The 24,150-nt window shown below is 72.4% G+C and carries 25 protein-coding genes; 10 read left to right on the forward strand and 15 right to left on the reverse strand.

Features of this window, described 5'->3' with window-relative positions; genetic code table 11:
* Positions 1 to 12: 12 nt before the first annotated feature.
* On the reverse strand, positions 13 to 591 hold the full coding sequence (locus FB470_RS11985; RefSeq protein WP_306991098.1) for a helix-turn-helix domain-containing protein: 579 nt from the start codon (positions 589 to 591) through the stop codon (positions 13 to 15).
* On the opposite strand from FB470_RS11985, the gene FB470_RS11990 reads away from it, so the two are divergent.
* On the forward strand, positions 590 to 1,117 hold the full coding sequence (locus FB470_RS11990) for a GNAT family N-acetyltransferase (RefSeq protein ID WP_306991100.1): 528 nt from the start codon (positions 590 to 592) through the stop codon (positions 1,115 to 1,117). The genes FB470_RS11985 and FB470_RS11990 overlap by 2 nt on opposite strands.
* A gap of 13 nt (positions 1,118 to 1,130) precedes the next feature.
* The gene (locus tag FB470_RS11995) at positions 1,131 to 2,180 is read left to right on the forward strand and encodes a pentapeptide repeat-containing protein (RefSeq protein WP_306991101.1); all 1,050 of its coding nucleotides are present in this window, start codon (positions 1,131 to 1,133) and stop codon (positions 2,178 to 2,180) included.
* A gap of 3 nt (positions 2,181 to 2,183) precedes the next feature.
* On the opposite strand, the gene purL is transcribed toward FB470_RS11995, so the two are convergent.
* The gene (purL, locus tag FB470_RS12000; protein ID WP_306991103.1) at positions 2,184 to 4,481 is read right to left on the reverse strand and encodes a phosphoribosylformylglycinamidine synthase subunit PurL; all 2,298 of its coding nucleotides are present in this window, start codon (positions 4,479 to 4,481) and stop codon (positions 2,184 to 2,186) included.
* Positions 4,482 to 4,562: 81 nt separating this feature from the next.
* On the opposite strand from purL, the gene FB470_RS12005 reads away from it, so the two are divergent.
* Together FB470_RS12005 and FB470_RS12010 are read left to right on the forward strand one after the other, a co-directional pair.
* A complete protein-coding gene (locus FB470_RS12005) occupies positions 4,563 to 6,143 on the forward strand; it encodes an ABC transporter transmembrane domain-containing protein (protein WP_306991104.1) in 1,581 nt (526 codons plus the stop codon).
* A complete protein-coding gene (locus tag FB470_RS12010; protein ID WP_306991106.1) occupies positions 6,128 to 7,855 on the forward strand; it encodes an ABC transporter ATP-binding protein in 1,728 nt (575 codons plus the stop codon). The genes FB470_RS12005 and FB470_RS12010 overlap by 16 nt, the downstream gene beginning before the upstream one ends.
* Before the next feature lie 36 nt (positions 7,856 to 7,891).
* Here the strand turns inward: FB470_RS12010 and purQ are convergent, their stop codons facing one another.
* The 3 genes from purQ to FB470_RS12025 all read right to left on the reverse strand — a co-directional run bounded on the left by purQ (position 7,892) and on the right by FB470_RS12025 (position 10,212).
* Positions 7,892 to 8,563 carry a phosphoribosylformylglycinamidine synthase subunit PurQ gene (purQ, locus tag FB470_RS12015; protein ID WP_306991108.1) on the reverse strand — a complete coding sequence of 224 codons (672 nt, stop codon included), beginning with the start codon at positions 8,561 to 8,563 and terminating at the stop codon, positions 7,892 to 7,894.
* Positions 8,560 to 8,796: a phosphoribosylformylglycinamidine synthase subunit PurS gene (purS, locus tag FB470_RS12020; RefSeq protein ID WP_020421402.1), complete on the reverse strand. Its 237-nt coding sequence runs from the start codon at positions 8,794 to 8,796 to the stop codon at positions 8,560 to 8,562. The genes purQ and purS overlap by 4 nt, the downstream gene beginning before the upstream one ends.
* 96 nt (positions 8,797 to 8,892) lie before the next feature.
* Positions 8,893 to 10,212 carry an MFS transporter gene (locus FB470_RS12025; RefSeq protein WP_306991112.1) on the reverse strand — a complete coding sequence of 440 codons (1,320 nt, stop codon included), beginning with the start codon at positions 10,210 to 10,212 and terminating at the stop codon, positions 8,893 to 8,895.
* A 165-nt stretch (positions 10,213 to 10,377) separates the two neighbouring features.
* Between FB470_RS12025 and FB470_RS12030 the strand changes: the two genes are divergently transcribed.
* Entirely contained in the window at positions 10,378 to 11,346 is a 969-nt protein-coding gene (locus FB470_RS12030; RefSeq protein WP_306991114.1) for a U32 family peptidase, read from the forward strand.
* Positions 11,346 to 12,668, forward strand: coding sequence for an aldehyde dehydrogenase (NADP(+)) (locus FB470_RS12035; RefSeq protein ID WP_306991116.1), 1,323 nt, complete (start codon positions 11,346 to 11,348; stop codon positions 12,666 to 12,668). Before FB470_RS12030 ends, FB470_RS12035 begins: the two co-directional genes overlap by 1 nt.
* Here the strand turns inward: FB470_RS12035 and FB470_RS12040 are convergent.
* From FB470_RS12040 to FB470_RS12050, 3 genes are all read right to left on the reverse strand, one after another.
* Positions 12,665 to 13,441, reverse strand: a complete 777-nt coding sequence (locus FB470_RS12040) for an IclR family transcriptional regulator (protein ID WP_306991117.1) — start codon at positions 13,439 to 13,441, stop codon at positions 12,665 to 12,667. The genes FB470_RS12035 and FB470_RS12040 overlap by 4 nt on opposite strands.
* 37 nt (positions 13,442 to 13,478) lie before the next feature.
* Entirely contained in the window at positions 13,479 to 13,910 is a 432-nt protein-coding gene (locus FB470_RS12045) for a L,D-transpeptidase (RefSeq protein WP_306991118.1), read from the reverse strand.
* Between the two features lie 62 nt (positions 13,911 to 13,972).
* Positions 13,973 to 15,460, reverse strand: coding sequence for an aldehyde dehydrogenase family protein (locus FB470_RS12050; RefSeq protein ID WP_306991120.1), 1,488 nt, complete (start codon positions 15,458 to 15,460; stop codon positions 13,973 to 13,975).
* Positions 15,461 to 15,668: 208 nt separating this feature from the next.
* On the opposite strand from FB470_RS12050, the gene FB470_RS12055 reads away from it, so the two are divergent.
* Positions 15,669 to 16,307 carry an MBL fold metallo-hydrolase gene (locus FB470_RS12055; protein WP_306991121.1) on the forward strand — a complete coding sequence of 213 codons (639 nt, stop codon included), beginning with the start codon at positions 15,669 to 15,671 and terminating at the stop codon, positions 16,305 to 16,307.
* Here FB470_RS12055 and FB470_RS12060 read toward each other — a convergent pair.
* Positions 16,226 to 16,972 (reverse strand): DUF2334 domain-containing protein, encoded by a 747-nt coding sequence (locus FB470_RS12060; protein WP_306991123.1) that lies wholly within the window; start codon positions 16,970 to 16,972, stop codon positions 16,226 to 16,228. The two genes, FB470_RS12055 and FB470_RS12060, sit on opposite strands and share 82 nt — an antisense overlap.
* 96 nt (positions 16,973 to 17,068) lie before the next feature.
* Between FB470_RS12060 and FB470_RS12065 the strand changes: the two genes are divergently transcribed.
* Complete coding sequence (locus FB470_RS12065; protein ID WP_306991125.1) at positions 17,069 to 17,986, forward strand: SDR family oxidoreductase; 918 nt, start codon at positions 17,069 to 17,071, stop codon at positions 17,984 to 17,986.
* On the opposite strand, the gene FB470_RS12070 is transcribed toward FB470_RS12065, so the two are convergent.
* Genes FB470_RS12070 through FB470_RS12090 form a run of 5 tightly spaced genes read right to left on the reverse strand, consistent with a single transcriptional unit; the run spans position 17,977 to position 22,214 of the window.
* On the reverse strand, positions 17,977 to 18,942 hold the full coding sequence (locus FB470_RS12070; RefSeq protein ID WP_306991127.1) for a helix-turn-helix transcriptional regulator: 966 nt from the start codon (positions 18,940 to 18,942) through the stop codon (positions 17,977 to 17,979). The genes FB470_RS12065 and FB470_RS12070 overlap by 10 nt on opposite strands.
* Positions 18,943 to 18,998: 56 nt before the next feature.
* Positions 18,999 to 20,423, reverse strand: a complete 1,425-nt coding sequence (purB, locus tag FB470_RS12075; RefSeq protein WP_306991128.1) for an adenylosuccinate lyase — start codon at positions 20,421 to 20,423, stop codon at positions 18,999 to 19,001.
* Complete coding sequence (locus tag FB470_RS12080; protein ID WP_306991130.1) at positions 20,420 to 21,010, reverse strand: TetR/AcrR family transcriptional regulator; 591 nt, start codon at positions 21,008 to 21,010, stop codon at positions 20,420 to 20,422. Before FB470_RS12080 ends, purB begins: the two co-directional genes overlap by 4 nt.
* An 18-nt stretch (positions 21,011 to 21,028) precedes the next feature.
* On the reverse strand, positions 21,029 to 21,712 hold the full coding sequence (locus FB470_RS12085; RefSeq protein WP_306991132.1) for a hypothetical protein: 684 nt from the start codon (positions 21,710 to 21,712) through the stop codon (positions 21,029 to 21,031).
* Positions 21,705 to 22,214 carry a SigE family RNA polymerase sigma factor gene (locus FB470_RS12090; RefSeq protein WP_306991134.1) on the reverse strand — a complete coding sequence of 170 codons (510 nt, stop codon included), beginning with the start codon at positions 22,212 to 22,214 and terminating at the stop codon, positions 21,705 to 21,707. The genes FB470_RS12085 and FB470_RS12090 overlap by 8 nt, the downstream gene beginning before the upstream one ends.
* Before the next feature lie 126 nt (positions 22,215 to 22,340).
* On the opposite strand from FB470_RS12090, the gene FB470_RS12095 reads away from it, so the two are divergent.
* Together FB470_RS12095 and FB470_RS12100 are read left to right on the forward strand one after the other, a co-directional pair.
* Positions 22,341 to 23,354 (forward strand): threonine aldolase family protein, encoded by a 1,014-nt coding sequence (locus FB470_RS12095; RefSeq protein WP_306999219.1) that lies wholly within the window; start codon positions 22,341 to 22,343, stop codon positions 23,352 to 23,354.
* Positions 23,351 to 23,929, forward strand: coding sequence for an HAD family hydrolase (locus tag FB470_RS12100; RefSeq protein ID WP_306991136.1), 579 nt, complete (start codon positions 23,351 to 23,353; stop codon positions 23,927 to 23,929). Before FB470_RS12095 ends, FB470_RS12100 begins: the two co-directional genes overlap by 4 nt.
* Here FB470_RS12100 and FB470_RS12105 read toward each other — a convergent pair.
* Entirely contained in the window at positions 23,926 to 24,111 is a 186-nt protein-coding gene (locus FB470_RS12105; RefSeq protein WP_306991138.1) for a hypothetical protein, read from the reverse strand. The genes FB470_RS12100 and FB470_RS12105 overlap by 4 nt on opposite strands.
* Between the last annotated feature and the right edge of the window lie 39 nt (positions 24,112 to 24,150).

A 24,150-nucleotide genomic window follows, 5' to 3' on the forward strand; every position in this document is an offset into this window, starting at 1 on the left:
ATGCGGTCGGGCTCAGCGTCCTCGGCTGCCGAGGCCGGGCCGGCGCGGGCGCATGATCATCGCCGCCACGTGGTACGTGCACGGCGCCGCCGAGCGGTTGGCGTAGGAGAGCGTGACGTCGGCCGCCAGGTAGAGCGAATCGCCCTCGGCGAGGGTCAGGACGTCGTCGTCGACGGTCAGGGTCAGGGTTCCCGACTGCACGACGATGAACTCGTGCGAGCCCGCCGCGTAGGGCGGGTACGTGCCGGCCTCGCAGCCGGGTGGCAGGGTCGAGCGGATCCACTCGAAGTTCACGCCCGGCACGACCGGCGTGAGGATCGTCCGCTGCCAGCCGCCCGGCTCGTCCACCACCTCCTGTTCCGCGGCCCGGCGCACCACCATCCGCACCGGCTCGGTGAGCAGCTCGGTGAGCGGCACCCCCAGCCCGTCGGCGATGTGGTCGAGCACCACCACCGTCGGCGCCTTCGCCCCGCGCTCCACCGCGGACAACATGCTGACGCTGACCGACGACCGGTCGGCGAGCGTCTGCAGCGTCAGCCCGCGATCCGCCCGCGCCGCTTGAATGCGCCGGCCCAGCGCGCCCAGATCCATGTATCCTATAGTAGTGTCAGATTCTCCTATAGTGAAATCGGCGAGCCGGGCGGACCTGCCCGCCATCGCCGGGATCTACGCGGAGTACGTGCTGACCAGCACGGCGACGTTCGAGCTGACCCCACCCGACCTGTCCGAGTGGACCCGCCGCTTCACCGCGATCACCGGAGCCGGCCTGCCGTTTCTCGCGGCCGAAGTGGACGGACGGATCGCGGGGTACGCGTACTGCGCGCCGTGGAAGACCCGCCCGGCCTACCGGCTCACCGCGGAGAACTCGATCTACCTGGCACCCTGGGCGACGGGCCGCGGGCTGGGCGGTGTCCTGCTCGACGCGCTCCTCGAGCACTGCCGCGAGGCCGGGATCCGCGAGGTGATCGCCGTGATCGCGGACCCGGAGCGCAACACCGCCTCCCCCGCCCTGCACCGCCGCCGCGGTTTCGCCGACGCCGGACTGCTGCGCAACGTCGGCTACAAGCACGAGCGCTGGCTGGACACACTTCTGCTGCAGAAGAGCCTGGTCCCCTAGCTACAGTTCCGGCATGCGTGATCGCCAGGCGCCGCTGTTCGTGACGATCCTCGTGGCCGTGGGGCTGCTCATCGCGGTGAGCGGGTGGCTGCTGACCGACCCGGCGACCACCCGGTCGGACGCCCTGCGCACCGGCGGCCTGGCCAGCGGCGCGGTGATCGCGCTGTACGCGTTGTGGCTCAACGACCGCAGGCGCCGCGTCGAGGAGCGGCGCCAGGAAACCGAGCGCGAGCGCCACGAGCTGGAGCTGCTCCGCGCGGAACGCGACCGGGAACGCGTCACCGACGAACGCTTCGCCAAGTCGGTGGAACTCCTCGGCTCCGAGGCCGATCAGGTGCGCGTCGGGGCGCTGCACGCGCTCGCCGGCCTGGCCCGCAGCAACCCGGAGTACACGCAAACCGTGCTCGACGTGCTCTGCTCCTACCTCCGCCGTCCCTTCCCCCACCCCGGCTTCGGTGACGAGACCGACGAGGCGGAGGCGAGCCGTGAACAGCAGGTCCGGCTGACGGCGAAGCGCCTCATCCGGCGGTTGCTCCCGCACGTCGCCACACCCGGCGCGCCCGTCTACGACCTCGACCTGACCGGGGCCAGGGTGACCCGCCTGAACCTGTCCGATCGCGTGGTCGGTCAGCTGCTGCTGGAGAACGCCGAACTCCAGCACGTCACGCAGTTCGCCGGGACCCGGTTCGGCAAGCGCGCGTACTTCACCGGCGTCCGGCCGGGCGACGGGATCTACCTGGGCGGTGCCGAGTTCGAGGACACCGTCGTTTTCCTGGGGATGTGCTCCGAGCACGACCTCGTGCTCGACGGCGCCCGCTTCCGCCGTGACGTCAGCTTCGCCGGCGCGGAGCTGGCGGGGCGCGTGTCGCTGCACGACGCGGTCGTGGAGGGCGGTCTGTACCTGTCGGGGGCCCGGTTCGGCGGGGACGTGGACTTCCGGCTGGCCCGCGAGCCCGTCACGGTCGACTTCGCCGGCGTCGAGGTCGACCAGGCGCGGGATGTCCGGCTTCCCGCGACCTGGTCGCTCGAACCGGCGGCCGAGGGCCGCGCCACGCTCGTGTGAACCTCAGTCGAACAGGGCGGGCAGCGTGCCCTCGAAGGCCTCGCGCAGTTCTTCGAAGCCGAAGGTCGCCACGCCCTGGATCTCCAGGCCGCCCGCCTCCGGGTCCACCACGCCGGCCTTGCGCCACGGCAGGCCGCGCGCGCTGCACATCTCGGTGAACCGCAGCTCCTCCGTCCGCGGCACCGCGACCAGCACCCGCCCGGTCGATTCCGAGAACAGCTGCACGAACGGGTCCGCGTCCTCGTCCAGCAGGGCCCGCGCGCCGCACTGGCCGATCAGCACCATCTCCACCAGCGCCTGCGCCAGACCGCCGTCGGACAGGTCGTGCGCGGCCGAGATCATCCCGTCCCGCGACCCGGCGACCAGGATCTCCGCCAGCAGCCGCTCGCGCTCCAGGTCGACCTTCGGCGGCAGGCCGCCCAGGTGACCGTGCACGATGTGCGCCCACGCCGAACCGCCGAACTCGTCGTGCGTGTCGCCCAGCAGCAGCAGAGTCTCGCCGGCCTCCGCGCCGATCCCGGTCGGGATCCGGCGCCGCACGTCGTCGATCACGCCGAGTACCCCGACCACCGGCGTCGGCAGGATGGCCGTCTCACCGGTCTGGTTGTAGAAGCTCACGTTGCCGCCGGTCACCGGGATGCCCAGCTGCGCGCAGCCGTCCGCGATGCCGTGCACGGCCTGCTCGAACTGCCACATCACGCCCGGGTCCGTCGGCGCGCCGAAGTTCAGGCAGTCGGTGACGGCGAGCGGCGTCGCGCCCGTGGTCGCGACGTTGCGGTACGCCTCGGCGAGCGCGATCTGCGCCCCCGCGTACGGGTCGAGGTACACGAACCGGCTGTTGCAGTCGGTCGACACCGCGACCCCGCGGCCGGTCTCCTCGTCGATCCGGATCATGCCGCCGTCGGAGGGCTGCGCCAACACGGTGTTGCCGCGCACGTACCGGTCGTACTGGTCGGTCACCCACTCCTTCGACGCCTGGTTCGGCGACGAGATGACCTTCAGCAGCGTCTCCCGCAGCTCGTCCGGAGTGGACGGACGGTGCAGCTTCGCGGGGGTGTCCGCCTGCAGGGCGTCCTGGGTGGACGGACGGGCGACCGGGCGGTCGTACACCGGGCCCTGGTGCGCCACCGTGCGCGGCGGCACGTCCACCACGGTCTCGCCGTGCCAGGTGACCACCAGGTTGTCGCCGTCGGTGACCTCGCCGATCACCGTGGCGATCACGTCCCACTTCCGGCACACCGCGAGGAAGTCGTCCACCTTGGACGGTTCGACGACCGCGCACATCCGCTCCTGCGACTCGCTGGAGAGGATCTCCGCCGGGGTCATGCCCTCCGCGCGCAGCGGCACCCGGTCCAGCTCGACGTGCATGCCGCCGTCACCGGCCGCGGCCAGCTCCGACGTCGCGCAGGACAACCCGGCACCGCCGAGGTCCTGGATGCCGACGACGAGCTTCCGGGCGAACAGCTCGAGGCAGCACTCGATGAGCACCTTCTCGGTGAACGGGTCGCCGACCTGCACGCTCGGCAGCTTCTTGCGGCCGCCCGTGGAAGATCCCGTCGCGTCGTCCGTGAACACGTCACTGGCCAGCACCGACACGCCGCCGATGCCGTCCAGACCGGTGCGCGCGCCGAACAGGATGATCTTGTTGCCGGTGCCCGACGCGAACGCCAGGTGCAGGTCCTCGGTACGCATCGCGCCCACGCACAGCGCGTTGACCAGCGGGTTGCCCGCGTAGCTGGCGTCGAAGACGACCTCGCCACCGACGTTGGGCAGGCCCAGGCAGTTGCCGTACCCGGCGACGCCGGCCACGACACCCGGCAGCACGCGTCGGGTGTCCGGTGCGTCGGCCGGGCCGAAGCGCAGCGAGTCGGCCACCGCGAGCGGCCGCGCGCCCATCGCGAGGATGTCGCGCACGATGCCGCCGACACCCGTGGCGGCTCCCTGGTAGGGCTCCACATAGGACGGATGGTTGTGGCTTTCGACCTTGAACGTGACCGCCCAGCCGTCACCGATGTCGACGACACCGGCGTTCTCGCCGATCCCGGCGAGCATCTTCGAGCGCATCTCCTCGGTGGTGGTCTCGCCGAAGTAGCGCAGGTGCTTCTTCGACGACTTGTACGAGCAGTGCTCGCTCCACATCACCGAGTACATGGCCAGTTCGGCGTCCGTCGGCCGCCTGCCCAGGATCTCGCGGATGCGCGCGTACTCGTCGTCGGCGAGCCCGAGCTCGCGGTAGGGCTGGGGCAGGTCCGGCGTTTCCGCGGCCCGCTCGGTCGTGTCGATGGCCAGGGTGTCGGTCACGGTCTCCAGGGTACTTGCAACGCTCTGACCGGCAGAAAATCGGTCGCGTGAGGTGAGCTGGGGCACTTACCGTCTGTTGTCATGCGCCTTCCGGCCCGGCTCACGCCACTGCGGTTCCTGGGCGCGCTCCTGCGGGCGCGGCCCCGGCTCGCCGTGTGCGCGTGCGTGCTCGGCGCCCTGTGGCTGCTGCCGGGCGCCTCGCTGCCGCTGGCGATCGGCGGCGTGATCGAGGACATCCGCGCGGGTGAGCCGTTGCTCGGCGGGGCCGGCCTGGTCGCGCTGCTCGGCGTCGCCCAGGCGGTGTGCGGCGGCGCGCTCGTCCACGCCGTGCACACCATGTGGATCCACGGCGCGGCGATGACGCAGGAACTGGTCGTCGAGCACACCGCGCGCCTGGGCGCTTCGCTGCGGTCGCAGGCCGAGACCGGTGACGTGATGGCGGTGTCGTCCTCGGACATCAACCACATCGGCAACGTGTTCGAGGTGACCGGCCGGCTGTTCGGATCGGTCATCGCGTTCCTCACGGTCAGCGTGGTGCTGCTGGGCATGTCGCCGCTGCTGGGCACGATCGCGCTGGTCGGTGTCCCGCTCGCGACGCTGAGCATGGGACGGCTGGTCGCGCCGCTGCAACGCCGCAAGGAGACCCAGCGCGAGGAGCTGTCCAGCGTCAACGCGCTGGCCGCGGACATCGCCTCCGGCCTGCGGATCCTCCGCGGCGTGGGTGGGGAGCAGCAGTTCCTCGGCCGCTTCCGGGGCGCCAGCCGGCGGGTCCGGCGGGCCGGTGTCGAGGTGTCGCGCAGCGAGTCGTGGCTGACCGGTGCCGAGGTGCTGCTGCCGGGCCTGGTCACGGTGGCCATCACGTGGCTCGGCGCGCGGCTCGTCGCCGCCGGCACGATCAGCGTCGGCGAGCTGGTGGCGTTCTACTCGGCTTCGGTGTTCCTGGTGGTGCCGGTGAGCACGGCGACCGAGTTCACCGACGCGTTCGCCTCGGCGATGGTGTCGGCGAAGAAGGTGTGCGGCCTGCTGAGCCTGCGGCCATTGCTGTCCGAGCCGGATTCGCCCGTGGCGTTGCCGGACGGGCCGCTGGAGCTGCACGACACCCGGTCCGGGTTCACCGCGATCGCCGGGAAGCTGACGGTCGTGGACCTCGGCCCGGACGCCGAGGCGCTGGCCGAGCGGCTGTCCCGCTTCGCCGACCCCGAGCCGGGCGAGCGGGTGCTCGTGTCCGGCGTGCCCGCCGACCAGGTGGCCCTGTCCGAGCTGCGGTCCCGCGTGGTGTACGCGCACAACCAGGACATGTGGTTCTCCGGCGTCCTGCGTGAGCAGCTGGTCCCCGCGGACCGGGCGGAGGTCGCGCTGTGGGCGGCCGACGCCGAGGACATCGTCGAGGGACTGCCCGACGGGCTGGACGAGCTGATCGGCGAGCGCGGCCGTGAGGTGTCCGGCGGCCAGCGGCAGCGGCTGAACCTGGCCCGCGCGCTGGCACTGGACGCCGACACCCTGCTGCTCGACGAACCGACGTCGGCCGTCGACGCGCACACCGAGGCCCGCATCACCGAGCGGGTCACCGAGCTGCGGCGCGGCCGCACGACCGTCGTCTTCACGGAAAGTCCACTGTGGAAAGCGGTGGCGGACGAGGTGATCACATGCGCGTCAAGCTAGCGCTCGCGACCGGCGCCGAGGCCCGGCGCTGGGCACGCGACCTGCTGCGCGTGAACCGGCGCGAGTTCGGCACCGTGATCGGGCTGTTCGGCCTGGCCGCGATCGCCGGGCTCGCCGGTCCGCAGATCCTCGGCCACCTGGTGGACCTCGCCGCGTCCGGGTCCGGCCGGATCGACCTGCTCGCGCTGGCGTTCGTCGTGATCCTCGTGGTGCAGGCGGTGCTCAAGCGGCTCGCCCGGTTCCGCGCCGGCGTGCTGGGCGAGCGGGTGCTCGCCGAGACAAGGGAGGGTTTCGTCGGGCGGGCGTTGCGGCTGCCGCTGGGCACGGTCGAGGCGGCGGGGACGGGTGACCTGATCAGCCGGGCTACCACGGACGCCGACCGGATCGACTTCTCGGTCCGCAACGCGATCCCGGAGATCTCGATCGCGCTCATCACGATCGTCCTGACCGTCGGTGGGATGATCGTCACCTCGCCGCTGCTGTCGCTCGGACTGCTGGTGGCGGTGCCGATCCTGGTGCTGACCCTGCGCTGGTACGTGCGCCGGGCACCGGGGATCGTCGAGGAGATGCTCGACCAGTGGTCGCAGGTGCAGTCGAGCCTGCACGAGACGGCCGAGGGGGCGCGCACCGCCGAGGCGCTCGGGCTCACCGGGCGCCGCATCGCGCTGGGGCGCCGCAGGCTGGGCGCGGCGGTCCGCGGCGAGCAGCGGTTGCGGAACGTGACTGTCCGCTGGATCCCGTGGCTGCAGATCGCGCAGGTCGCACCGGTCGCGGCGATGCTGCTGCTGGGCGGCTGGGCCTACGGCGAGGGCCTGGTCGGGCTGGGCACGATCACCACGATGGTGGTCTACGTGCAGGCACTGGCCGGGCCGCTCGAAGAGGCGATGTGGTGGATCGAGGACCTGCAGGTCTCCGGCACCGCGCTGCGCCGCGTCCTGGGTGTCCGGGGCGAGGACAGCCGCACCGGGTCGGTGGTGCCGCGCGGCCAGGAGATCGTGGTGCGCGACGTGCACTACGGCTACTCGACGGGCCGCGAGGTGCTGCACGGCATCGACCTGCGCGTGCCGCCGGGGCAGCGGCTGGCGATCGTCGGGCCGTCCGGCGCGGGTAAGTCGACGCTGGGCCGGCTGCTCGCCGGGGTCGCCGCGCCCGGCGCGGGCTCGGTGACGATCGGCGGCGCGGAGGTGTCCGAGCTGGCCGAGGACGTGCTGCGCGGCGAGGTGCTGCTGCTGACGCAGGAGCACCACGTGTTCGCCGGGACGCTGCGGGAGAACCTGACGCTGCCCGCGGGCACGTGGTCCGACGAGCAGCTGGTGCGGGCGCTGGCGGCGGTCGGGCTGCGCGAGTGGTTCGACGGGCTCCCGGACGGACTGGCGACCAAGCTCGGGTCGGGCGCGCTGGCGGTTCCGGCGGCGATCGCGCAGCAGCTCGCGCTGGCGCGCGTCGTGCTGGCCGACCCGCACACGGTGGTGCTCGACGAGGCGACGTCGCTGCTGGACACCTCGTCGGCGCGCAACCTGGAGCGCTCGCTGAGCGGGGTGCTCGAGGGCCGGACGGTGATCGCGATCGCGCACCGGCTGCACACCGCGGCGTCCGCCGACCGGGTCGCGGTGCTGGAGTCCGGGCGGATCACCGAGCTGGGCACGCACGCCGAACTGCTCGCCGCGAACGGTCCCTACTCGCGGCTGGTCACCGCGGCGCAGGTGGGGTGACGGTCCTCCGGGGTGCCCCCGGAGGACCCGCGAAGGTCAGGCGCTGACCAGGCTGTCCACCACGCTGAAGAACAGGCCCAGCCCGTCGTCGCTCGGGCCGGTCAGCGCGTCGATCGCGTGCTCGGGGTGCGGCATCAGGCCCACGACGCGGCCGTTGGCGCTGCAGATGCCGGCGATGTCGTCGCGCGAGCCGTTCGGGTTCTCGCCGACGTAGCGGAACACCACGCGGCCCTCGCCCTCCAGCTCGTCCAAAGTGGACTGGTCGGCGACGTAGCCGCCCTCACCGGACTTCAGCGGGATCAGCACCTCGGCGCCGGCCTCGAAGCGGGTCGTCCACGCCGTGGTGTTGTTCTCCACGCGCAGCCACTGGTCGCGGCACACGAAGTGCAGCTTCTTGTTCCGCACCAGCGCGCCCGGCAGCAGCCCGGCCTCGCACAGGATCTGGAAGCCGTTGCAGATGCCGAGCACCGGCATCCCGCCCTTGGCCGCGTCGATGACCGACGACATGACCGGGGCGAAGCGGGCGATCGCGCCGCAGCGCAGGTAGTCGCCGTAGGAGAAGCCGCCGGGCACGATCACCGCGTCGACGCCGTGCAGGTCTTCGTCGGCGTGCCACAGCGACACCGCCTCGGCGTCGGCGTAGCGGGCGGCGCGGATCGCGTCGACGTCGTCGAGCGTGCCGGGGAAGGTGATGACACCGATCTTCACGAGAGCCTCCGCACGGTCCATTCCTCGATCACCGGGTTGGCGAGGAAGCCCTCGGCGATCTTGGCGAGCGTCTCGTCGTCGACCGAGTCGTCGACCTCGAGCTCGAAGTGCTTGCCCTGGCGCACCGAGGTGACCCCGGTGAAGCCGAGCCGCGGCAGCGCCCCGGCGACGGCCTGACCTTGCGGGTCGAGGATCTCGGGCTTGGGCATGACGTCAACCACCACACGGGCCACGGCGGGTCGCTCCAGTAATCGCAGGTAGGCGGTACCCCCCGAGTCTAGCTGTGATGCGCGGCCACCCCGTCGAGGGTGGTGACGGGTGTGACCTGGCTACCTCTGGTGCGTGACCGGTGCCGGTGACTGCGCGGTGGCTGCCCGGCGGCGCAGCACCCGGCGCAGTCCGTACGTGCCGGCCAGGCCGAGCACGGACACCGCGATCAGGAAGTACAGCCCGGTGACGGCCGAGCCGGTGGCGTCGACGATCGCCGCGATGCCCATCGGGCCGAAGCCGCCGCCGAGGTTGCCGATGCCGTTGATCGCCGCGATCCCGGCGGCCGCGGTCGCCCCGGCGAGGAACTTCGGCACCAGGCCCCACATCACCGGCTGGGCCGCGTAGCCGCCCACCGAGGCGACGCACAGGCCGACCATCTGCAGCCACGGCGCGGCCGCGGTGGCGGCGAGCAGGAACCCGGCGATGGACAACACGAGCATCAGCGCGAGCCAGCCGAACGGCGCCTCGCGCCGGTTCGCCAGCCGCGGCACCACGAGGAGACCGGCCATGACGCAGACGTACGGGATCGCCGACACGGCACCGACGCCGAACCCGGACAGGTCGCCGAAGCCTTTGACGATCGTCGGCAGCCAGAACGCCAGACCGTAGGTGGCCAGCGGGAAGCACAGGAAGAACAGGGCCATCGACAGCACCCGCCGGTCCTTGAGCACGGCCCACGGGCTGTGCGGCTGGGTGCCCGCGGCCTCGGCCTCGCGGCGCAGCTCGCCGGTCAGCCACGTGCGCTCGTCGTCGGTCAGCCAACGGGCGGTCTCGGGCGTCTTCGGCAGGACCCACAGCACGACCGGCGTGAGCAGCACGGCCGGCACCCCGGTCGCCACGAAGATCCACTGCCAGCCCTCCAGGCCGAGGACGCCGTGCAGGTCGCCCAGCGCGCCCATCGCCGGGTTGCCGATGATGAACGACACCGGCCCGGCCAGCATGAACAGCCCGATCGCCCGGCTGCGGGAGCTCTCCGGGAACCAGCGGGTCAGGTAGTAGATGACGCCGGGGAAGAACCCGGCCTCGGCCGCGCCGAGCGCGAAGCGGGCCAGGTAGAACTGCCAGGTCGTGGACACCAGCGCGGTCGCGATCGTGACCAGGCCCCAGGTGAGCATGATCCGCGCGATCCAGCGGTTCGCGCCGTAGCGGTGCAGCGCGAGGTTGCTCGGCACCTCCAGCAGCGCGTAGGCGACGAAGAAGAACACCTGGCCGAGCGTGTAGACGGTGGCCGACAGCCCGAGCTCGGACTGCAGGGTCAGCTTCGCGAACCCGACGTTCGACCGGTCGACGTAGGCGATCACGTACAGCAGCCCGAGGAAGGGCAGCAGGCGCAGGGTGATCTTGCGCAGGGCGATCTTGCGGAGGGTGGCTTGGGGCACGGGTGAACTCCGTTGTCCTGTCCGAGATTTCGGAAACCGTTCGGCCCTCCGAACCTAAAGTCGACCTTCGGGCGGTGTCAACCGTCTTGACCACGCTCCGGCGAGTCCCTAACGTCGTCCGGGATTACGACAGACGTCCGAAATTTCGAACAACGGTGGTGAACCGTGGACAGAACCCGCGACTTCCTGCGCACCCTGGGCCTGCCGCCCGGCGACCCCGCCGAGCTGCCGTCGAGCACCAAGCGGTTCCCCGACGGCGCCCAGTACCGGGTGGAGATCCCGAGCGTCGAGGGACCGGAGGCGCTGGAAGCCGTCTACTCCGAGGCCGACGCGCGTGGTGTCGTCGTGCACCGGGTGTCGCAGGGCAGCGGCGGGATGCTGCTCACGCGGGCCGAGCTCGGTGCGATGGCCGGGTTCGCGCGCAGCCGCGGCGTCGAGGTGAGCCTGTTCGCCCGGCCGGTCGCCGCGTGGGACACCGGTGCCGCGGCGGTCGCGTCCGGCGGCGGTCCCTTCGCCGCGCAGGCACGCGGCGCCGAGCAGCTGGTCCACGTGCTGGAGGACATCCGGCGCACCGCCGAGGCCGGCATCCGCAGTGTGCTGATCACCGACCTGGGGGTGCTGACCGTCGCCGACCGGATGCGCGCCGCCGGTGAGCTGCCGGTGGATCTGCGGTTCAAGATCAGCGTGCAGATGGGCCTGGCCAACCCCGCGTCGATCCGGCTGGCCGAGCAGGCCGGCGCCACGACCTACAACGTGCCCACCGACCTGACCCTCGCGCAGCTCGCGGCGATCCGGGCGGCCGTCGACCTGCCGCTGGACGTCTACGTCGAGGCGCCCGACGACCTCGGCGGGTTCGTCCGGCACTTCGAGATCGCCGAGATCGTGCGCGTCGCCGCGCCGGTCTACCTCAAGTTCGGGCTGCGCAACGCGCCGAACATCTACCCCAGCGGCACGCACCTCACGCCGACCGCCGTCGCGCTGGTGCGCGAGCGGGTCCGCCGCGCTGAAATCGGCCTCGAGCTGCTGCACCGCCACGCGCCGGAATCCGTAGGCTCGACGCTGCCGGTCGCGGATCTCGCGGTGCCCGCCCCGCCGACCGTCTCCGCCTCGTCGACCGCCAAGGAGCTGACCTGATGTCGTTGGACGACACACTCGACGCCGCCGCACGAGTGGCCCGTTCGTGGGCCCGCGCTGACCGGGCCACCGCGCTGGAGAAGATCGCGGACGGGATCGACGCGGCCGCCGACGAGCTGGTGCCGCTGGCGCACGAGGAAACCCACATCCCGGAGGTCCGGTTGCGCGGCGAGGTCGTGCGCACCACGTTCCAGCTCCGGTTGCTGGCCAAGGAGGCCCGGCCGCGCACGGTGGTCGACGAGGCGGATCCGGCGTGGCCGCCCGCGCCGCGGCCGAAGCTGGTGCTGGCGCGCCGCCCGATCGGCCCGGTGCTGGTGTTCGCGGCGTCCAACTTCCCGTTCGCGTTCTCGGTCGCGGGTGGTGACACGGCTTCGGCGCTCGCCGCGGGGTGCCCGGTCGTGCTCAAGGCGCACCCGGGTCACCCGCGGCTGTCCGACGCGACGGGCGAGATCGTGCGGGCCGCGCTGCCCGAGGGCGTGTTCGCCGTCATCCACAGCGAGGAGGACGGGCGCGCCGCGCTGACCGACCCGCGGATCAGGGCCGCGGCCTTCACCGGATCGCCGGTGGCCGGGCGCGCCCTGTTCGACCTGGCCACCTCGCGCCCGGACCCGATCCCGTTCTACGGCGAGCTGGGCAGCGTGAACCCGGTGTTCGTGACCGAGGCGGCCGCGAAGGCGCGCGGTGCGGAGATCGCGGCCGGGTACGTGGACTCGTTCACGATGGGCGCGGGCCAGCTGTGCACCAAGCCGGGGTTGTTCGTGGTCCCGGCCGGTTCCGGGCTGGGTGAGCTGGCGGCGGAGCGGGCGCGTGAGGTGGCCGCCGCGCCGCTGCTCAACGACCGGATCGCGTCCGGCTACGCGAACGCGCTGGGCAAGCTCGTCGGGCACGACGAGGTGCGCACGCTGGTCGACGGCGGTGCGGCGCCGTCGCTGCTGGCCACGACGGCCGCCGCGGTGCTGGAGCACCGGGAGGCGCTGGAGACCGAATGCTTCGGGCCGGCGTCGCTGGTCGTCGAGTACTCGTCGGAATCCGAAATGCTGGACGTCGCGCGGACGCTCGACGGGCAGCTGACCGGGACGGTGCAGGCCGAGGACGACGACCCGGTCGCGGCGGAGCTGGTGGACGAGCTGGCCGAGCACGTCGGGCGCGTGGTGTGGAACGGCTGGCCGACCGGCGTGGCCGTGACCCACGCGATGCACCACGGCGGCCCCTACCCGGCGACCACCTCGCCGCTGCACACGTCGGTCGGCACGGCCGCGATCGAGCGGTTCCTGCGCCCGGTCGCGTTCCAGAACGTGCCGGACCAGGTGCTGCCCGCCTAGCTCAGGTCGGGGGCGCGGCCGCCGAGCCGTCCGGACAGTTCGGCCGCGCCCTCGCGGACCAGCTTCTCCCACTGCTTCCAGGCTTCGGCGGTGTGCCGCGAGGTCGGGATCGAGATGCTCATCGCGGCCACCCACTCGCCGCGCGAGTCGACGACCGGTGCGGCCACGCAGCCGGCGTCCGGGTTGGACTCACTGCGCTCGTGGGCGACGCCCATGACGCGGACCGCGTCCAGCTGCGCCAGCAGTTCCGGGCGCGCGGTGACGCTGTGCTCGGTCAGTCCGACGAGCTTGTGGCCCTTGAGCCGGCGGTTGACCTCGTCCCGGGACAGTCCGGCGAGCAGGACCTTCCCCACCGCCGTGCAGTTGGCCGGCAACCGGCGCCCGACCGCGGAGATCAACCGCACCGAGTGGGTCGAGTCGATTTTGGACACGTAGACGACCTCGAGCCCGTCGAGCACCGCGACGTGCACGGTCTCGCCGCACTGCGCCGCGACCTGCCGGGCCACCGCGTCCGCCTCGACGCCGAACTCCAGGCGCTGCTGGTACCGCGCGCCCAGTTCGAGGACCTTCGGCCCGAGCCGGAACACGGTCTCGTCACCGGCCTGGCGGTCCAGGTACCTGCGGGCGACGAGCGTGGTCAGCAGCTCGTGCGTGGTCGAGCGCGGCAGGTCGAGGCGTTCCGCGATCTCGGCCGCGGACAGGCGGACCTGCTCGTCGAGGAACAGTTCGAGGATGTCCGCGGCCCGGAGTACGGCCGGTACGAGGCGGGGCATGACCGCACCATACCCCGGCCCGTCCGAAATACCGGACTCAGTTCACTACCTCGACCACGTCGCCCGTACGCAGGGTCTGGTAGAAGGCCACGGCGTCGGAGTGTGACAGGTGCACGCACCCGTGCGACTGCTCGCGCAGGCTGCCCTCGTGGAACGCCACGCCGGTGGTCGTGAAGAACACCGAGTACGGCATCCGGGCGTCGAATTCCTTGCTGTAGTGGTCGGCGTCCCGGTACTGCACCCTGAACCGGCCGGTGGGCGTCTCGTGGCCCGCCTTACCCACGGTGACCGGCACCGGCCCGCGGGTCACCTGACCGTTGTTGGTGAGCCAGGCCTGGTGGGTCGACAGCCGCAGGCACGCCTTCGCCTGCGCGCTGCACGGTGTTGCCGCTGCTTGCGCGGCGGGAGCGGCGATCCCGATCGTGCCCAGGATTGCCGCCCCGGCCGCGATACCGATGATCTTTCGCATACGTTCGGTTACCCGCTGGCGATGCGATCACACGGTACGGCGAAGATTTACCCGGAGCGGTGTCAGCGCTTCCGCCCGTACAACCCGGTCACGATCTTGCTCACCAGCTTGTCGGTCTTCTCGGTGCGGGCGAACGTCGTCAGCTTGATCGGCACCGCGAACCGCTGGCGGGCGACGGCCTTCGGGCGCGCGAACTCGCGCAGGCCCTCCGGCCCGTGGATGCGCCCGAAGCCCGAGTCGCCCACGCCGCCGAACGGCAGCGACGCGGTCCCGGCGAACGAGAACGGCGCGTTGATCGAGATCATGCCGGCCTTGAGCCGTTGGGCCAGTCGTGCGGCGTTGCGGCGTGAAAACACCGTCGAGCCGAGCCCGTAGGTGGTCGCGTTGGCCTTCTCGACCGCCTCGTCCATGTCGCGCACCTTGGCGATCGTCATGGTCGGGCCGAAGGTCTCCTCGCGCACCGCGGCCGAGTCCTCCGGCACGTCGACCAGCACGGTCGGCTCGACGAACCGGTCACCGACCGCGTCGGCGCCGCCGGTCAGCGCCCGTCCGCCGCGGGCCAGCGCGTCGGAGATGTGCCTGCGGACGACGTCCAGCTGCGAGGGCATGGTCATCGGGCCGTACTGCCTGCCGGGCTTCACCTCGCGGGTCAGCGACACCACCCGGTCGACGAACTTGTCGTAGACCTGCTCGTGCACGTAGACCCGCTCCACGCCGATGCACGTCTGCCCGGAGTTGGAGAAGGCGCCCCACACCGCGGCGTCGGCGGCCGCGTCGAGGTCGGCGTCGGCGTCGACGATCAGCGGGTCCTTGCCACCCGCCTCGATGACGACCGGCGTGAGCGTCTCGGCCGCCGCGGCCATGATCTTCTTGCCGGTCGCGGTCGACCCGGTGAACGCGATCTTGTCGACACCCGCGCCGACCAGCGCCGCGCCGGTCGCGCCGAAGCCGGTGACCAGCTGCAGCACCGGGTACTCGGGCACGACCTCGGCGAAGGTGTCGACGAGCCACTTGCCCACGCCGGGGGTGTACTCGCTCGGCTTGAACACGATCGCGTTGCCCGCGGCGAGCGCGTAGGTGATCGACCCCATCGGCGTGTACACCGGGTAGTTCCACGGCCCGATCACGCCGACCACGCCCAGCGGCTGGTACTCGACGCTCGCCGTGTGGTTGGACAGCAGCGGACCGGTCGGGCGGCGCTTGCGGCCGAGGACCTTGCGGGCGTTGCGGGCGGCCCACGCGACGTGCTCGACGGCGAGGACGACCTCCAGCTGCGCGTCCGCGGCGGGTTTACCGGTCTCGCGGCTCACGACCTCGCACAGCTCGGGCATGCGGTGGGTCAGGATCCCGTTCCAGCGGCGCAGGCGGTCGGCGCGGCCCTCGAAGCCGAGCCCGGCCCACCACTGCGCGGCGGTGCGCGCGGCGGCGACGGCGGCCCGCACGTCCTCCGCGGTGTGCACGGGGTAGGTGCCGACGACCTCGTCGGTGGCCGGGTTCAGCGAGTCGAACGTGTCATGGACGGCGGCCGGCTTGGGCTCCACGGCGGTCATCGTTGGCCTCCTCGCTACTGGTCAGTAGCACCAGCATGGCACACGCCGTGGCCGAGCTCACCACCCCGAGCGTGGGGCGCCGGCCACAACGCGGTCCGGCAGGTGGACACCCGGTTCCGGGCAGGGGGTGCGATACCGCCGCGGCGATCTTGGCGACGCCATTCTCGCAGGCCTACGCTGGGAGCGAACCCACGCGGAGGAGCGAAAGATGCGAATCGTCCACTTCGGACACGCCTGTGTCCTGCTGGAGACGGGGAACGCGCGGATCCTGCTCGATCCCGGCGCGTTCTCGGAAGGCTTCGAGGGCGAGCGCGAGCTGGACGCCGTCCTGATCACGCACCAGCACTACGACCACATCGACAGCGAAAAGCTGCCCAAACTGCTCGAAGCGAACCCGGACGCCCAGCTGATCGTGGACCCCGGTTCGGAAGAGACCGTGCAGAAGCTCGGCCTGGAGTACCGGGTCGTCCACCCCGGCGACGGTTTCGAGATCGGCGGCGCGGCGATCAACGTCGTGGGCGGGCAGCACGCCGTGATCCACGCCGAGATCCCGGTCATCCCCAACGTCGGCTACATCGTCGACCACGGCGCCTTCTACCACCCGGGCGACTCGTTCTTCGTGCCCCAGCAGAAGATCGACGTGCTCGGCCTGCCGACCGGCGCGCCGTGGCTCAAGGCCGGGGAGGCGGTCGACTACCTGCGGGCCGTCGCGCCGCGGGTCGCCGTGCCGATCCACGAGGCGGTGCTCGCGAGCCCGGCCATGCACTACGGCCTGTTCACCAACCTCGCACCGGAGGGCACAGAGGTGCGCGTGCCGACGCGCGGCGAGGACGTCAAGCTCCCGTAGGTCGTGCCGAAGGCCCGGTTTTCCAGCGCGACGTCGACGGCGTCGAGGAACGCGTGCCGGAGGCCGGGCCGGGCCAGGTCGGCGGCGTCGATCCCGAGCCGCACCAGACCGCCGCGCCGCGCGGCCCGCGCCGAGGCGAGCACGAGCGCGAACGCCCGCACCGTCTCCGTGCGGTGGTTGTGGGCGGCGAACGTCTGCACCCGCGACCGGTGGACCGTGTGCGTGCGCAGGTCGTGCACCGCGACGAGGTCGGCGACCAGCGCGAAGTGCTCGCGCGCCGCGGCGAGCGTGCCGGGTGAGGCCAGCCACCGGGGCGGCGCGAAGCCGTCGACGGACAGGCCGAGCTTGTCCAGGTCGGCCTTCGCGGCGATCATCCGCAGCCGCGCCTCGTGCGCGGGCAGCGCGGCGAACTCGGCCTTGCGGCCCAGGCCGACGCGGCGGTGGCCGGGCGGGATGCGGTGGTCGTAACCGTGCAGCAGGAGGCCGTCGCCGCGGCGGGTGCGTTCCCGGACCCACGCGGCCGTGGCCGCCGTTCCTTCGGTGCGCGGCGCGAACAGCAGGGACAGGGGGACGTTCCGGCGATCCAGTTCGGCCGCGAGGTCGGCGCAGCGGTGCAGCGTCCGGGGACCGATGCCGGACAGCGAGACCAGCAGGCGGGCGTCCATGTCACCCAGCGCACCAGATCGTCATGACGAGCCCCTTACCCGCGGGTGACGGCAACCATGACGGGATCTGACAGGGTTCACCGACACGGTGGACGCATGAGCAACGAACTGAGTGGGAAGGTGGCCCTCGTCGGGGGCGGCACGCGCGGGGCGAGCCGGGCGATCGCGGTCGAGCTGGGGCGCCGGGGCGCGTTCGTGTACGTCACCGGGCGGACCTCCGGGGGGCACCGGTCCGAGGTGAACCGGCCGGAGACGATCGAGGGGACGCTGGAGCGGATCACCGGCGCGGGTGGCCGGGGCGCGGCGATCCGGGTCGACCACCTCGACCCCGACCAGGTCAAGGCGCTGGCCGAGCGGGTCGACCGGGAGCAGGGGCGGCTGGACATCCTGGTCGACGGCGTCTGGGGCGGCGACGAGTACATCGGCTGGGGCAAGGCGGTGTGGGAGCTGCCGCTGGAACACGCGCTGCGGTCGATCCGGCTGGGCATCGACGCGCACCTCGTCACCAGCCACTTCCTGCTGCCGCTGGTGATCCGCAACCGCGGCGGGCTGGTCGTGGAGATGACCGACGGCACCGAGGAGTACAACACGAAGTTCCGCGAGGGCACGTCGATCGGGTTCTACGTGGCCAAGGCCGCCTCGCACAGCATCGTCAAGGCCGAGGCGCACGACCTCGCCCCGCACGGGGCGACGGCGGTGGCGCTGACGCCGGGGTGGTTGCGGTCGGAGGCGATGCTCGAGCACTTCGGCGTGACCGAGGAGACCTGGCGGGACGCGCTGGTGAAGGAACCGCACTTCGGCATTTCGGAGTCGCCGGTGTTCGTCGGGCGGGCGGTGGCGTCGCTGGCAGCGGACCCCGACCACGCGCGGTTCTCGGGGCGGACGCTGAACAGCGGGCAGCTGGCGAAGATCTACGAGTTCGACGATGTGGACGGCAGCCGGCCGGACGCGTGGCGCTACATCGACGAGGTGGTCGAAGCCGGCAAGCCCGCGGACCCGTCCGGCTACCGGTGACGATCGGCCATCCGCCGTGCGGCGTCGGCGAACGCCGCCCGCACGGCGGGTGGCTCCAGGACCTCGACGTGCACGCCGAGCCCGAGCAGCATGCTCGCCGCGATGTCGGGCTGTTCCAGGCCGAGTTCGACCTCGACCCAGCCGTCGTCGTCCGGCGGGCCGGCGGCGTCCAGCGCGGCCAGCGCCAGGTCGGGGTCGGCGACCTGGGGCAGCATCCGGACGCCCCACCTGCTCAGCCGGAGTTTCACCGGGTGCCGGTGCACCGAGCGCTCGAACTCGGCGGACGACTTCTGCCACCAGCTCGCCAGGTCGAAGTCGGTGGGGCGCTCGAACCGGTCGTCGCGCAGGTCGACGGTCCGGATCTTGCTGACGCGGTAGGTCCGCGTGGCGTCACCGGTGCGCGCCACGAGGTACCAGACGCCGGCCTTGAGGACGAGGCCGAGCGGCTCGAGGGTCCGTTCGACGGTCTGGTCGCCGCGCTGGTAGGTGATGCCGGCGCGACGCTGCTCCCAGACCGCCCGGGCGATGTCGGCGAGGTGCTCGGCGTCCTCCTCGGAGCGGAACCAGCCGGGCGCGTCGAGGTGGAAGCGCTGGGCGAGGTGCTGGGCCTGGTCGCGCAGCGGGGCGGGCAGTGTCGCGGACACCTTGGCGTGCGCGGCGGAAACCGCGGTGCCGAGTCCCAGTTCGGCGAGCGCGCGGGGCACCCCCATCGCGAAGATCGCCACCGCTTCCCGCGAGGTGAGCCCGTCCAGCCGGGTCCGCCAGCCGTCGACGAGGCGGACGCCGCCGTAGCGCCCGGTCTCAGTCCACAGTGGAACCCCGGCGGCCTGCAGCGCGGCGATGTCGCGGTGCATGGTCCGCTCCGACACGCCGAGCGCCTCGGCCAACTCCGGCACGGTCGCGCTGCGCCTGCTCTGCAGGGTGAACAGCAGGGCGACCAGACGTTCCGCGCGCATACCGGCATGATGCCGGAGCTACCGGACGGCGCACCTGCCGGCAGCCCGGCGAGCGGTCAGAGGATCGGCTGCGGCGCGTAGTCCGACGCCTCGGGGAAGCGGGCCAGGACGTCCTCCACGCGCTCCACCACGGAGGCCACCTGCGCGGGCGCCACGCCGGTGAACGAGATCCGGTCGGCCAGCAGGCGGTCGAGGTCCTCGCGGTCCAGCGGCAGCCGATCGTCGGCGGCGAGCCGGTCCAGGACGTCGTTGTCGGCGCCCTTCTCCCGCATCGCCAGCGCCACCGCGACCGCGTGCTCCTTGATCGCCTCGTGCGCGGTCTCCCGGCCGACCCCGCCGCGCACCGAGGCCATCAGGACCTTCGTCGTGGCCAGGAACGGCAGGTAGCGCTCCAGCTCGCGGGCGATGACCGCGGGGAAGGCGCCGAACTCGTCCAGCACCGTGAGGAACGTCTCCAGCAGACCGTCCAGCGCGAAGAACGCGTCCGGCAGCGCGACCCGGCGCACCACCGAGTCGGACACGTCGCCCTCGTTCCACTGGTCACCCGCGAGCTCACCGATCATCGAGAGGTACCCGCGCAGCACGACGGCCAGCCCGTTGACCCGCTCGCACGAGCGCGTGTTCATCTTGTGCGGCATCGCCGACGAGCCCACCTGGCCGGGCTTGAACCCCTCGGTGACCAGCTCGTGCCCGGCCATCAGCCGGATCGTCTTCGCCAGGCTGGACGGCGCCGCGGCCAGCTGGACCAGCGCGGAGAGCACGTCGAAGTCCAGCGAGCGCGGGTAGACCTGGCCGACGCTGGTGAACGTGCGGGCGAACCCGAGGTGCTCGGCGATGCGGTGCTCCAGCTCACCGAGCTTCGACTCGGCGCCGAGCAGGTCCAGCATGTCCTGCGCGGTCCCGACCGGGCCCTTGATGCCGCGCAGCGGGTACCGGCCGATCAGGTCGTCCAGCCGCTCGAACGCGACCAGCAGCTCGTCGGCCGCGGTCGCGAACCGCTTGCCCAGGGTGGTCGCCTGCGCCGCCACGTTGTGCGAGCGGCCCGCCATCACCAGCTCGGCGTGCTCGGCGGCGAGCGCGGCCAGCCGGGCCAGCACCGTCACCACCCGCGAGCGCAGCAGCTCCAGCGACCGGCGGACCTGCAGCTGCTCGACGTTCTCGGTGAGGTCGCGCGAAGTCATGCCCTTGTGCACGTGCTCGTGGCCGGCCAGGGCGTTGAACTCCTCGATCCGCGCCTTCACGTCGTGCCGGGTGACGCGCTCCCGCTCCGCGATACTGGCCAGGTCGACCTGGTCCAGCACGCGCTCGTAGTCCTCGACGACCCCGTCCGGCACCTCGACGCCCAGCTCCCGCTGCGCGCGCAGCACCGCGATCCACAGCTCGCGCTCGAGCTTCACCTTGTTCTCCAGCGACCACAGGGACACCAGCTCCGGCGAGGCGTAGCGGCCGGCGAGGACGTTCGGGATCTGCGGTTTCGTCACGACCCAAGCTTAGAGAGGGCTGTCGCGAGCCTGGCCCGCGCCACCGCCCGCGGATCCGGGTCGACCTCGATCAAGGCGTTGACCACGGCACCGTCGACGAGCGCGACCAGTTCGTCCAGCCGGTCGCGGTCGATCGCCAGCCCGGACCTCGCGAAGATCTCGGTCAGCAGCTCGCGCAGCTCCTCGCCGAGCGCCCGCATCAACGGCCGCAGGTACGGTCGCCGCCCGGTCGCCACCAGCCGCTCGTACCGCAGCAGTACCGCCTCGTAGCCGGGGTCCTCGCCGAGCAGCTGGTCGAGCACCAGCTCCACCACGCTGTCGGTGCCGCGGTGCTCGGTCGGCAGCCCGTCCAGCTGGGCCCGGCCGCGCGCCAGCTCGGCGCGGCCGTGGTGCTCGGCGGCGGCGCTGATGAGGTCGTCCAGTGAGTCGAAGTAGTAGGTCGTCGACGCCAGGGGCAGGCCGGCCCGCTCGGCGACGGCGCGGTGGCGGATCGCGTCGAAACCGCCCTCGACCAGCAGCTCGGCGGCGGCTTCGACGAGAGCCGCCCGCCTGCGCTCACCCTTCGGCGTGCTCGCTCCGGACGTCATGGCGGCCCATTTTGCCAGCTAGAACCTCGCGGCGAGCGCGGTGGCGATCTTCGCGACGTCGTCGGAGAGCGGCGCCGCGCTGCCCGCCCCGGGCACGCTCAGCACGATGACCGTCCCGCCGGCCGCGGTCAGCCGCTGGTCGGCCACGGAGCCGTCGGCGAGCCTGGCGAGCTGCACGCTCGCCCCGCGCGGCAGCACGGTGGCCGACACCGTCCCGGTCCGGCCGCCCTCGGCGACCCCGTAGGCCGCCGACCGCGAACCCGGCGTGCACACCTCGCCGGCACGCGGCCCGGTGATGCCGGTGGCCGGGAGCTCGCCAGCGAGGGCGGTGGCGAGCTCCCGGTCCACCTTGTCGCACCCGGGGGTGCTGTCGGCCCGCGGGCCGTTCTCCCCGGACCCCACTCCTCCCTGCATGGCGGAGGGGCCGGGAAGGCCTGACGCGGACGGGAGACGTGCCGGGCCCGAGGCCGGTTGCTCCTGCCCGAGGACTTGATTCGATTGAGTGGTCCGCGACTGGACAAACCCGGCGATTCCGGCGCCGAGCAGGGCGAACACCACGCACAGTGACGCCGCGGCGATCGTCATCCGGCGCCGGATGGCGACCCGTGCGGAGCGCTCCCGCACGTCCCGCACGTCGAACCCGGCGGGCGGCGGTTCGCCCGGCGCGGACCGGAACAACTCCCTCAGCTCGTGCTCATCCACCGGCTTCCACCTCCTCGCCCAGTGCCTTCCGCAGGTGCGCCAGCCCGCGCGCGGTCTGGCTCTTCACGTTCCCCTCGCTGCAGCCGAGCGCTTTCGCGACGGCGGCGACGTCGAGTCCCTCGAAGTACCGCAGCACCAGCACCGCCCGCTGCTTCGGCGGCACCGTGCGCAGCCCGGCCAGCAGGTCCGCCCTGGTCGCGACCTGCTCGTCCAGCCGGGCGCCCGCCGGTTCGGGCTCGGGCAGCCGCTCCACCTGCCGCTCCCTCCGCCACGGCCGTCTCGACTCGTCGATCGACGCGCGGACCAGCGTCCGGCGCACGTACGCGTCGGTCGCGGCCCGGTCCCGGATGCGGTTCCACTTCCGGTGCAGCGCCACGAACGCCGTCTGCGCGAGGTCGTCCGCGCGATGCCAGTCACCACACAGCAGGTACGCGGTGCGGCGCACGGAGTCCCGCCTGGCCGCGAAGTACTCCGCGAAGTCCCGCTCGTCCCCGTCGTCCACGCGCCAAGACTCTCCGCTCGCCGGTCCCGCCGTAAAGACGGAAGCACTCCAGTGGAGGGTTGCACCTTCTTGAAGATCATCTGAACGGTGTGATGTGATCTGACTGTGACCTCAGCAGCCACCCAGTTGATCGACTTCCGCTCTGACACCGTCACTCGTCCGGATGAGCAGATGCGCAGAGCAATGGCGTCCGCTGAGGTCGGCGACAACGTGATCGACGTCGACCCGACGGTCCGCGAGCTCGAGGAGCGCGCGGCCGCGGTCCTCGGCATGCCCGCCGCCCTGTGGACCCCCAGCGGCACGATGGCCAACCTCATCGCCCTGTCGGTGCACCTCAAGCGCGGCGACCGGTTCCTCGCCCCGAAGAACGCGCACGTCCTGAACAACGAGCTGGGCTCGGCGGCCTGGCTCGCCGGCGGGATGCCGGAGGCGCTCGAGCACGACGGCGGTCCCGGCCGCCCCAAGCCGGAGACGGTCGCCGCGGCGACCGGCGCGCGCGGCGGCCCGTACTACACGCTGCGCACCACGCTGCTCTGCCTGGAGAACACCCACAACGCGGCCGGTGGCGCGGTCATCCCGCCGCACGAGCACGCGCAGCTGCTGTCCACCGCCCGGCAGGCCGGCCTGCAGGTCCACCTCGACGGCGCGCGCGTCTGGCACGCGGCCGTCGCGCTCGGTCTGCCGCCCGCCGCGCTGACCGTCGGTGTCGACAGCGTGTCGGCGTGCTTCAGCAAGGGGCTCGGCGCGCCGGCCGGTTCGGTCGTCGCGGGCAGCCGGGAGTTCGTCGAGCGCGCGCGCCGGATGCGGCAGATGCTCGGTGGCGGCATGCGTCAGATCGGCGTGCTGGCCGCGGCCTGCCTGGTCGCGCTGGACCGGGTCCCCGACCTCGCCGAGGAGCACGACAAGGCCCGGCGGCTCGCGGACGGGCTGCGCGAGCTCGGCTGGTCGGCCGACACCCCGGAGACCAACATCGTGCTGGCACCGGTCGCGGACATCTCGGTGACGCTGGAGTCGCTGCAGGCGCAGGGCGTGCTCGCGCTGCCGATGGCCGGGAAGGTGCGGTTCGTGCTGCACCGGGACGTCTCGGCCGCGGACGTGGACGAGGCGCTGCGCCGGATCAAGGCCGGCGGCCACCCGTGACCGGCTGGGTCGTGTTCGACTACGGCGAGGTGATCTGCGGCCGGACGACCGCGCTGCCCGCGCTCGCCGGGACGCTCGGGGTGCCGCTCGAGGAGTTCGAGCCGCAGTACTGGCGCCTGCGCGACGCCTACGACCGCGGCTGCACGGACCTGGAGTACTGGGGCGCGCTCGGCGACGCGCTCGGGGTGCCGGTCGACGAGTCCACTTCGGACCGGCTCACCGAGATCGATGTCCGCGGCTGGTCGGAGGTGCGCCCGGCGTCGCTGGAGCTGCTGGCCGGGTTGAGCGAGGCCGGCGTGCCGCTGGCGCTGCTGTCCAACGCGCCGTCCTCGTTCGCCCGCTTCGCCGAGCGGCAGGACTGGGTGCGGCACTTCCGCGTCCGGGTGTTCTCCGGGGACGTGGGTGTCGCCAAACCGGACGCCGAGATCTTCGAACTGCTCGTCGCCCGCCTCGGTGTCCCGGCGGGCGACTGCGTGTTCTTCGACGACCGCCAGTCCAATGTGGACGGCGCGCGGGCGGTGGGCCTGCGGGCGCACCTGTGGGACGGCCCCGAGGCGGCGCGCGCCCTGCTCTAGGGGCGCAGCTGCTTGCGGTCCTTGTTGTTCTTGATCGCGTTGTAGGCGGCGGCGCCGAGGAAGCCGACGCCACCGATGACGGCGATCCACAGCACGGCCTTGAACACGAACCCGATCACCGAGCCGATCACCATGAACGCGAGCCAGGCGACGATCAGCGCGCCGACGATCTTCCAGAACATGGCATCCCTCCGGTTGTGCCACCGCGGGCCCGTTCGGCC

This window comes from Amycolatopsis thermophila, assembly GCF_030814215.1.
Taxonomy (GTDB): Bacteria; Actinomycetota; Actinomycetes; order Mycobacteriales; family Pseudonocardiaceae; genus Amycolatopsis_E; species Amycolatopsis_E thermophila.

Excerpts from the sequence above, each read along its gene's own strand:
- FB470_RS11990 (WP_306991100.1), top strand. The coding sequence starts at position 590 with ATGTATCCTATAGTAGTGTCAGATTCTCCTATAGTGAAATCGGCGAGC.
- FB470_RS11985 (WP_306991098.1), bottom strand. The coding sequence starts at position 591 with ATGGATCTGGGCGCGCTGGGCCGGCGCATTCAAGCGGCGCGGGCGGAT.
- FB470_RS11995 (WP_306991101.1), top strand. The coding sequence starts at position 1,131 with ATGCGTGATCGCCAGGCGCCGCTGTTCGTGACGATCCTCGTGGCCGTG.
- FB470_RS12005 (WP_306991104.1), top strand. The coding sequence starts at position 4,563 with ATGCGCCTTCCGGCCCGGCTCACGCCACTGCGGTTCCTGGGCGCGCTC.
- FB470_RS12010 (WP_306991106.1), top strand. The coding sequence starts at position 6,128 with ATGCGCGTCAAGCTAGCGCTCGCGACCGGCGCCGAGGCCCGGCGCTGG.
- FB470_RS12035 (WP_306991116.1), top strand. The coding sequence starts at position 11,346 with ATGTCGTTGGACGACACACTCGACGCCGCCGCACGAGTGGCCCGTTCG.
- FB470_RS12040 (WP_306991117.1), bottom strand. The coding sequence starts at position 13,441 with ATGCCCCGCCTCGTACCGGCCGTACTCCGGGCCGCGGACATCCTCGAA.
- FB470_RS12045 (WP_306991118.1), bottom strand. The coding sequence starts at position 13,910 with ATGCGAAAGATCATCGGTATCGCGGCCGGGGCGGCAATCCTGGGCACG.
- FB470_RS12050 (WP_306991120.1), bottom strand. The coding sequence starts at position 15,460 with ATGACCGCCGTGGAGCCCAAGCCGGCCGCCGTCCATGACACGTTCGAC.
- FB470_RS12055 (WP_306991121.1), top strand. The coding sequence starts at position 15,669 with ATGCGAATCGTCCACTTCGGACACGCCTGTGTCCTGCTGGAGACGGGG.
- FB470_RS12060 (WP_306991123.1), bottom strand. The coding sequence starts at position 16,972 with ATGGACGCCCGCCTGCTGGTCTCGCTGTCCGGCATCGGTCCCCGGACG.
- FB470_RS12065 (WP_306991125.1), top strand. The coding sequence starts at position 17,069 with ATGAGCAACGAACTGAGTGGGAAGGTGGCCCTCGTCGGGGGCGGCACG.
- FB470_RS12070 (WP_306991127.1), bottom strand. The coding sequence starts at position 18,942 with ATGCGCGCGGAACGTCTGGTCGCCCTGCTGTTCACCCTGCAGAGCAGG.
- FB470_RS12080 (WP_306991130.1), bottom strand. The coding sequence starts at position 21,010 with ATGACGTCCGGAGCGAGCACGCCGAAGGGTGAGCGCAGGCGGGCGGCT.
- FB470_RS12105 (WP_306991138.1), bottom strand. The coding sequence starts at position 24,111 with ATGTTCTGGAAGATCGTCGGCGCGCTGATCGTCGCCTGGCTCGCGTTC.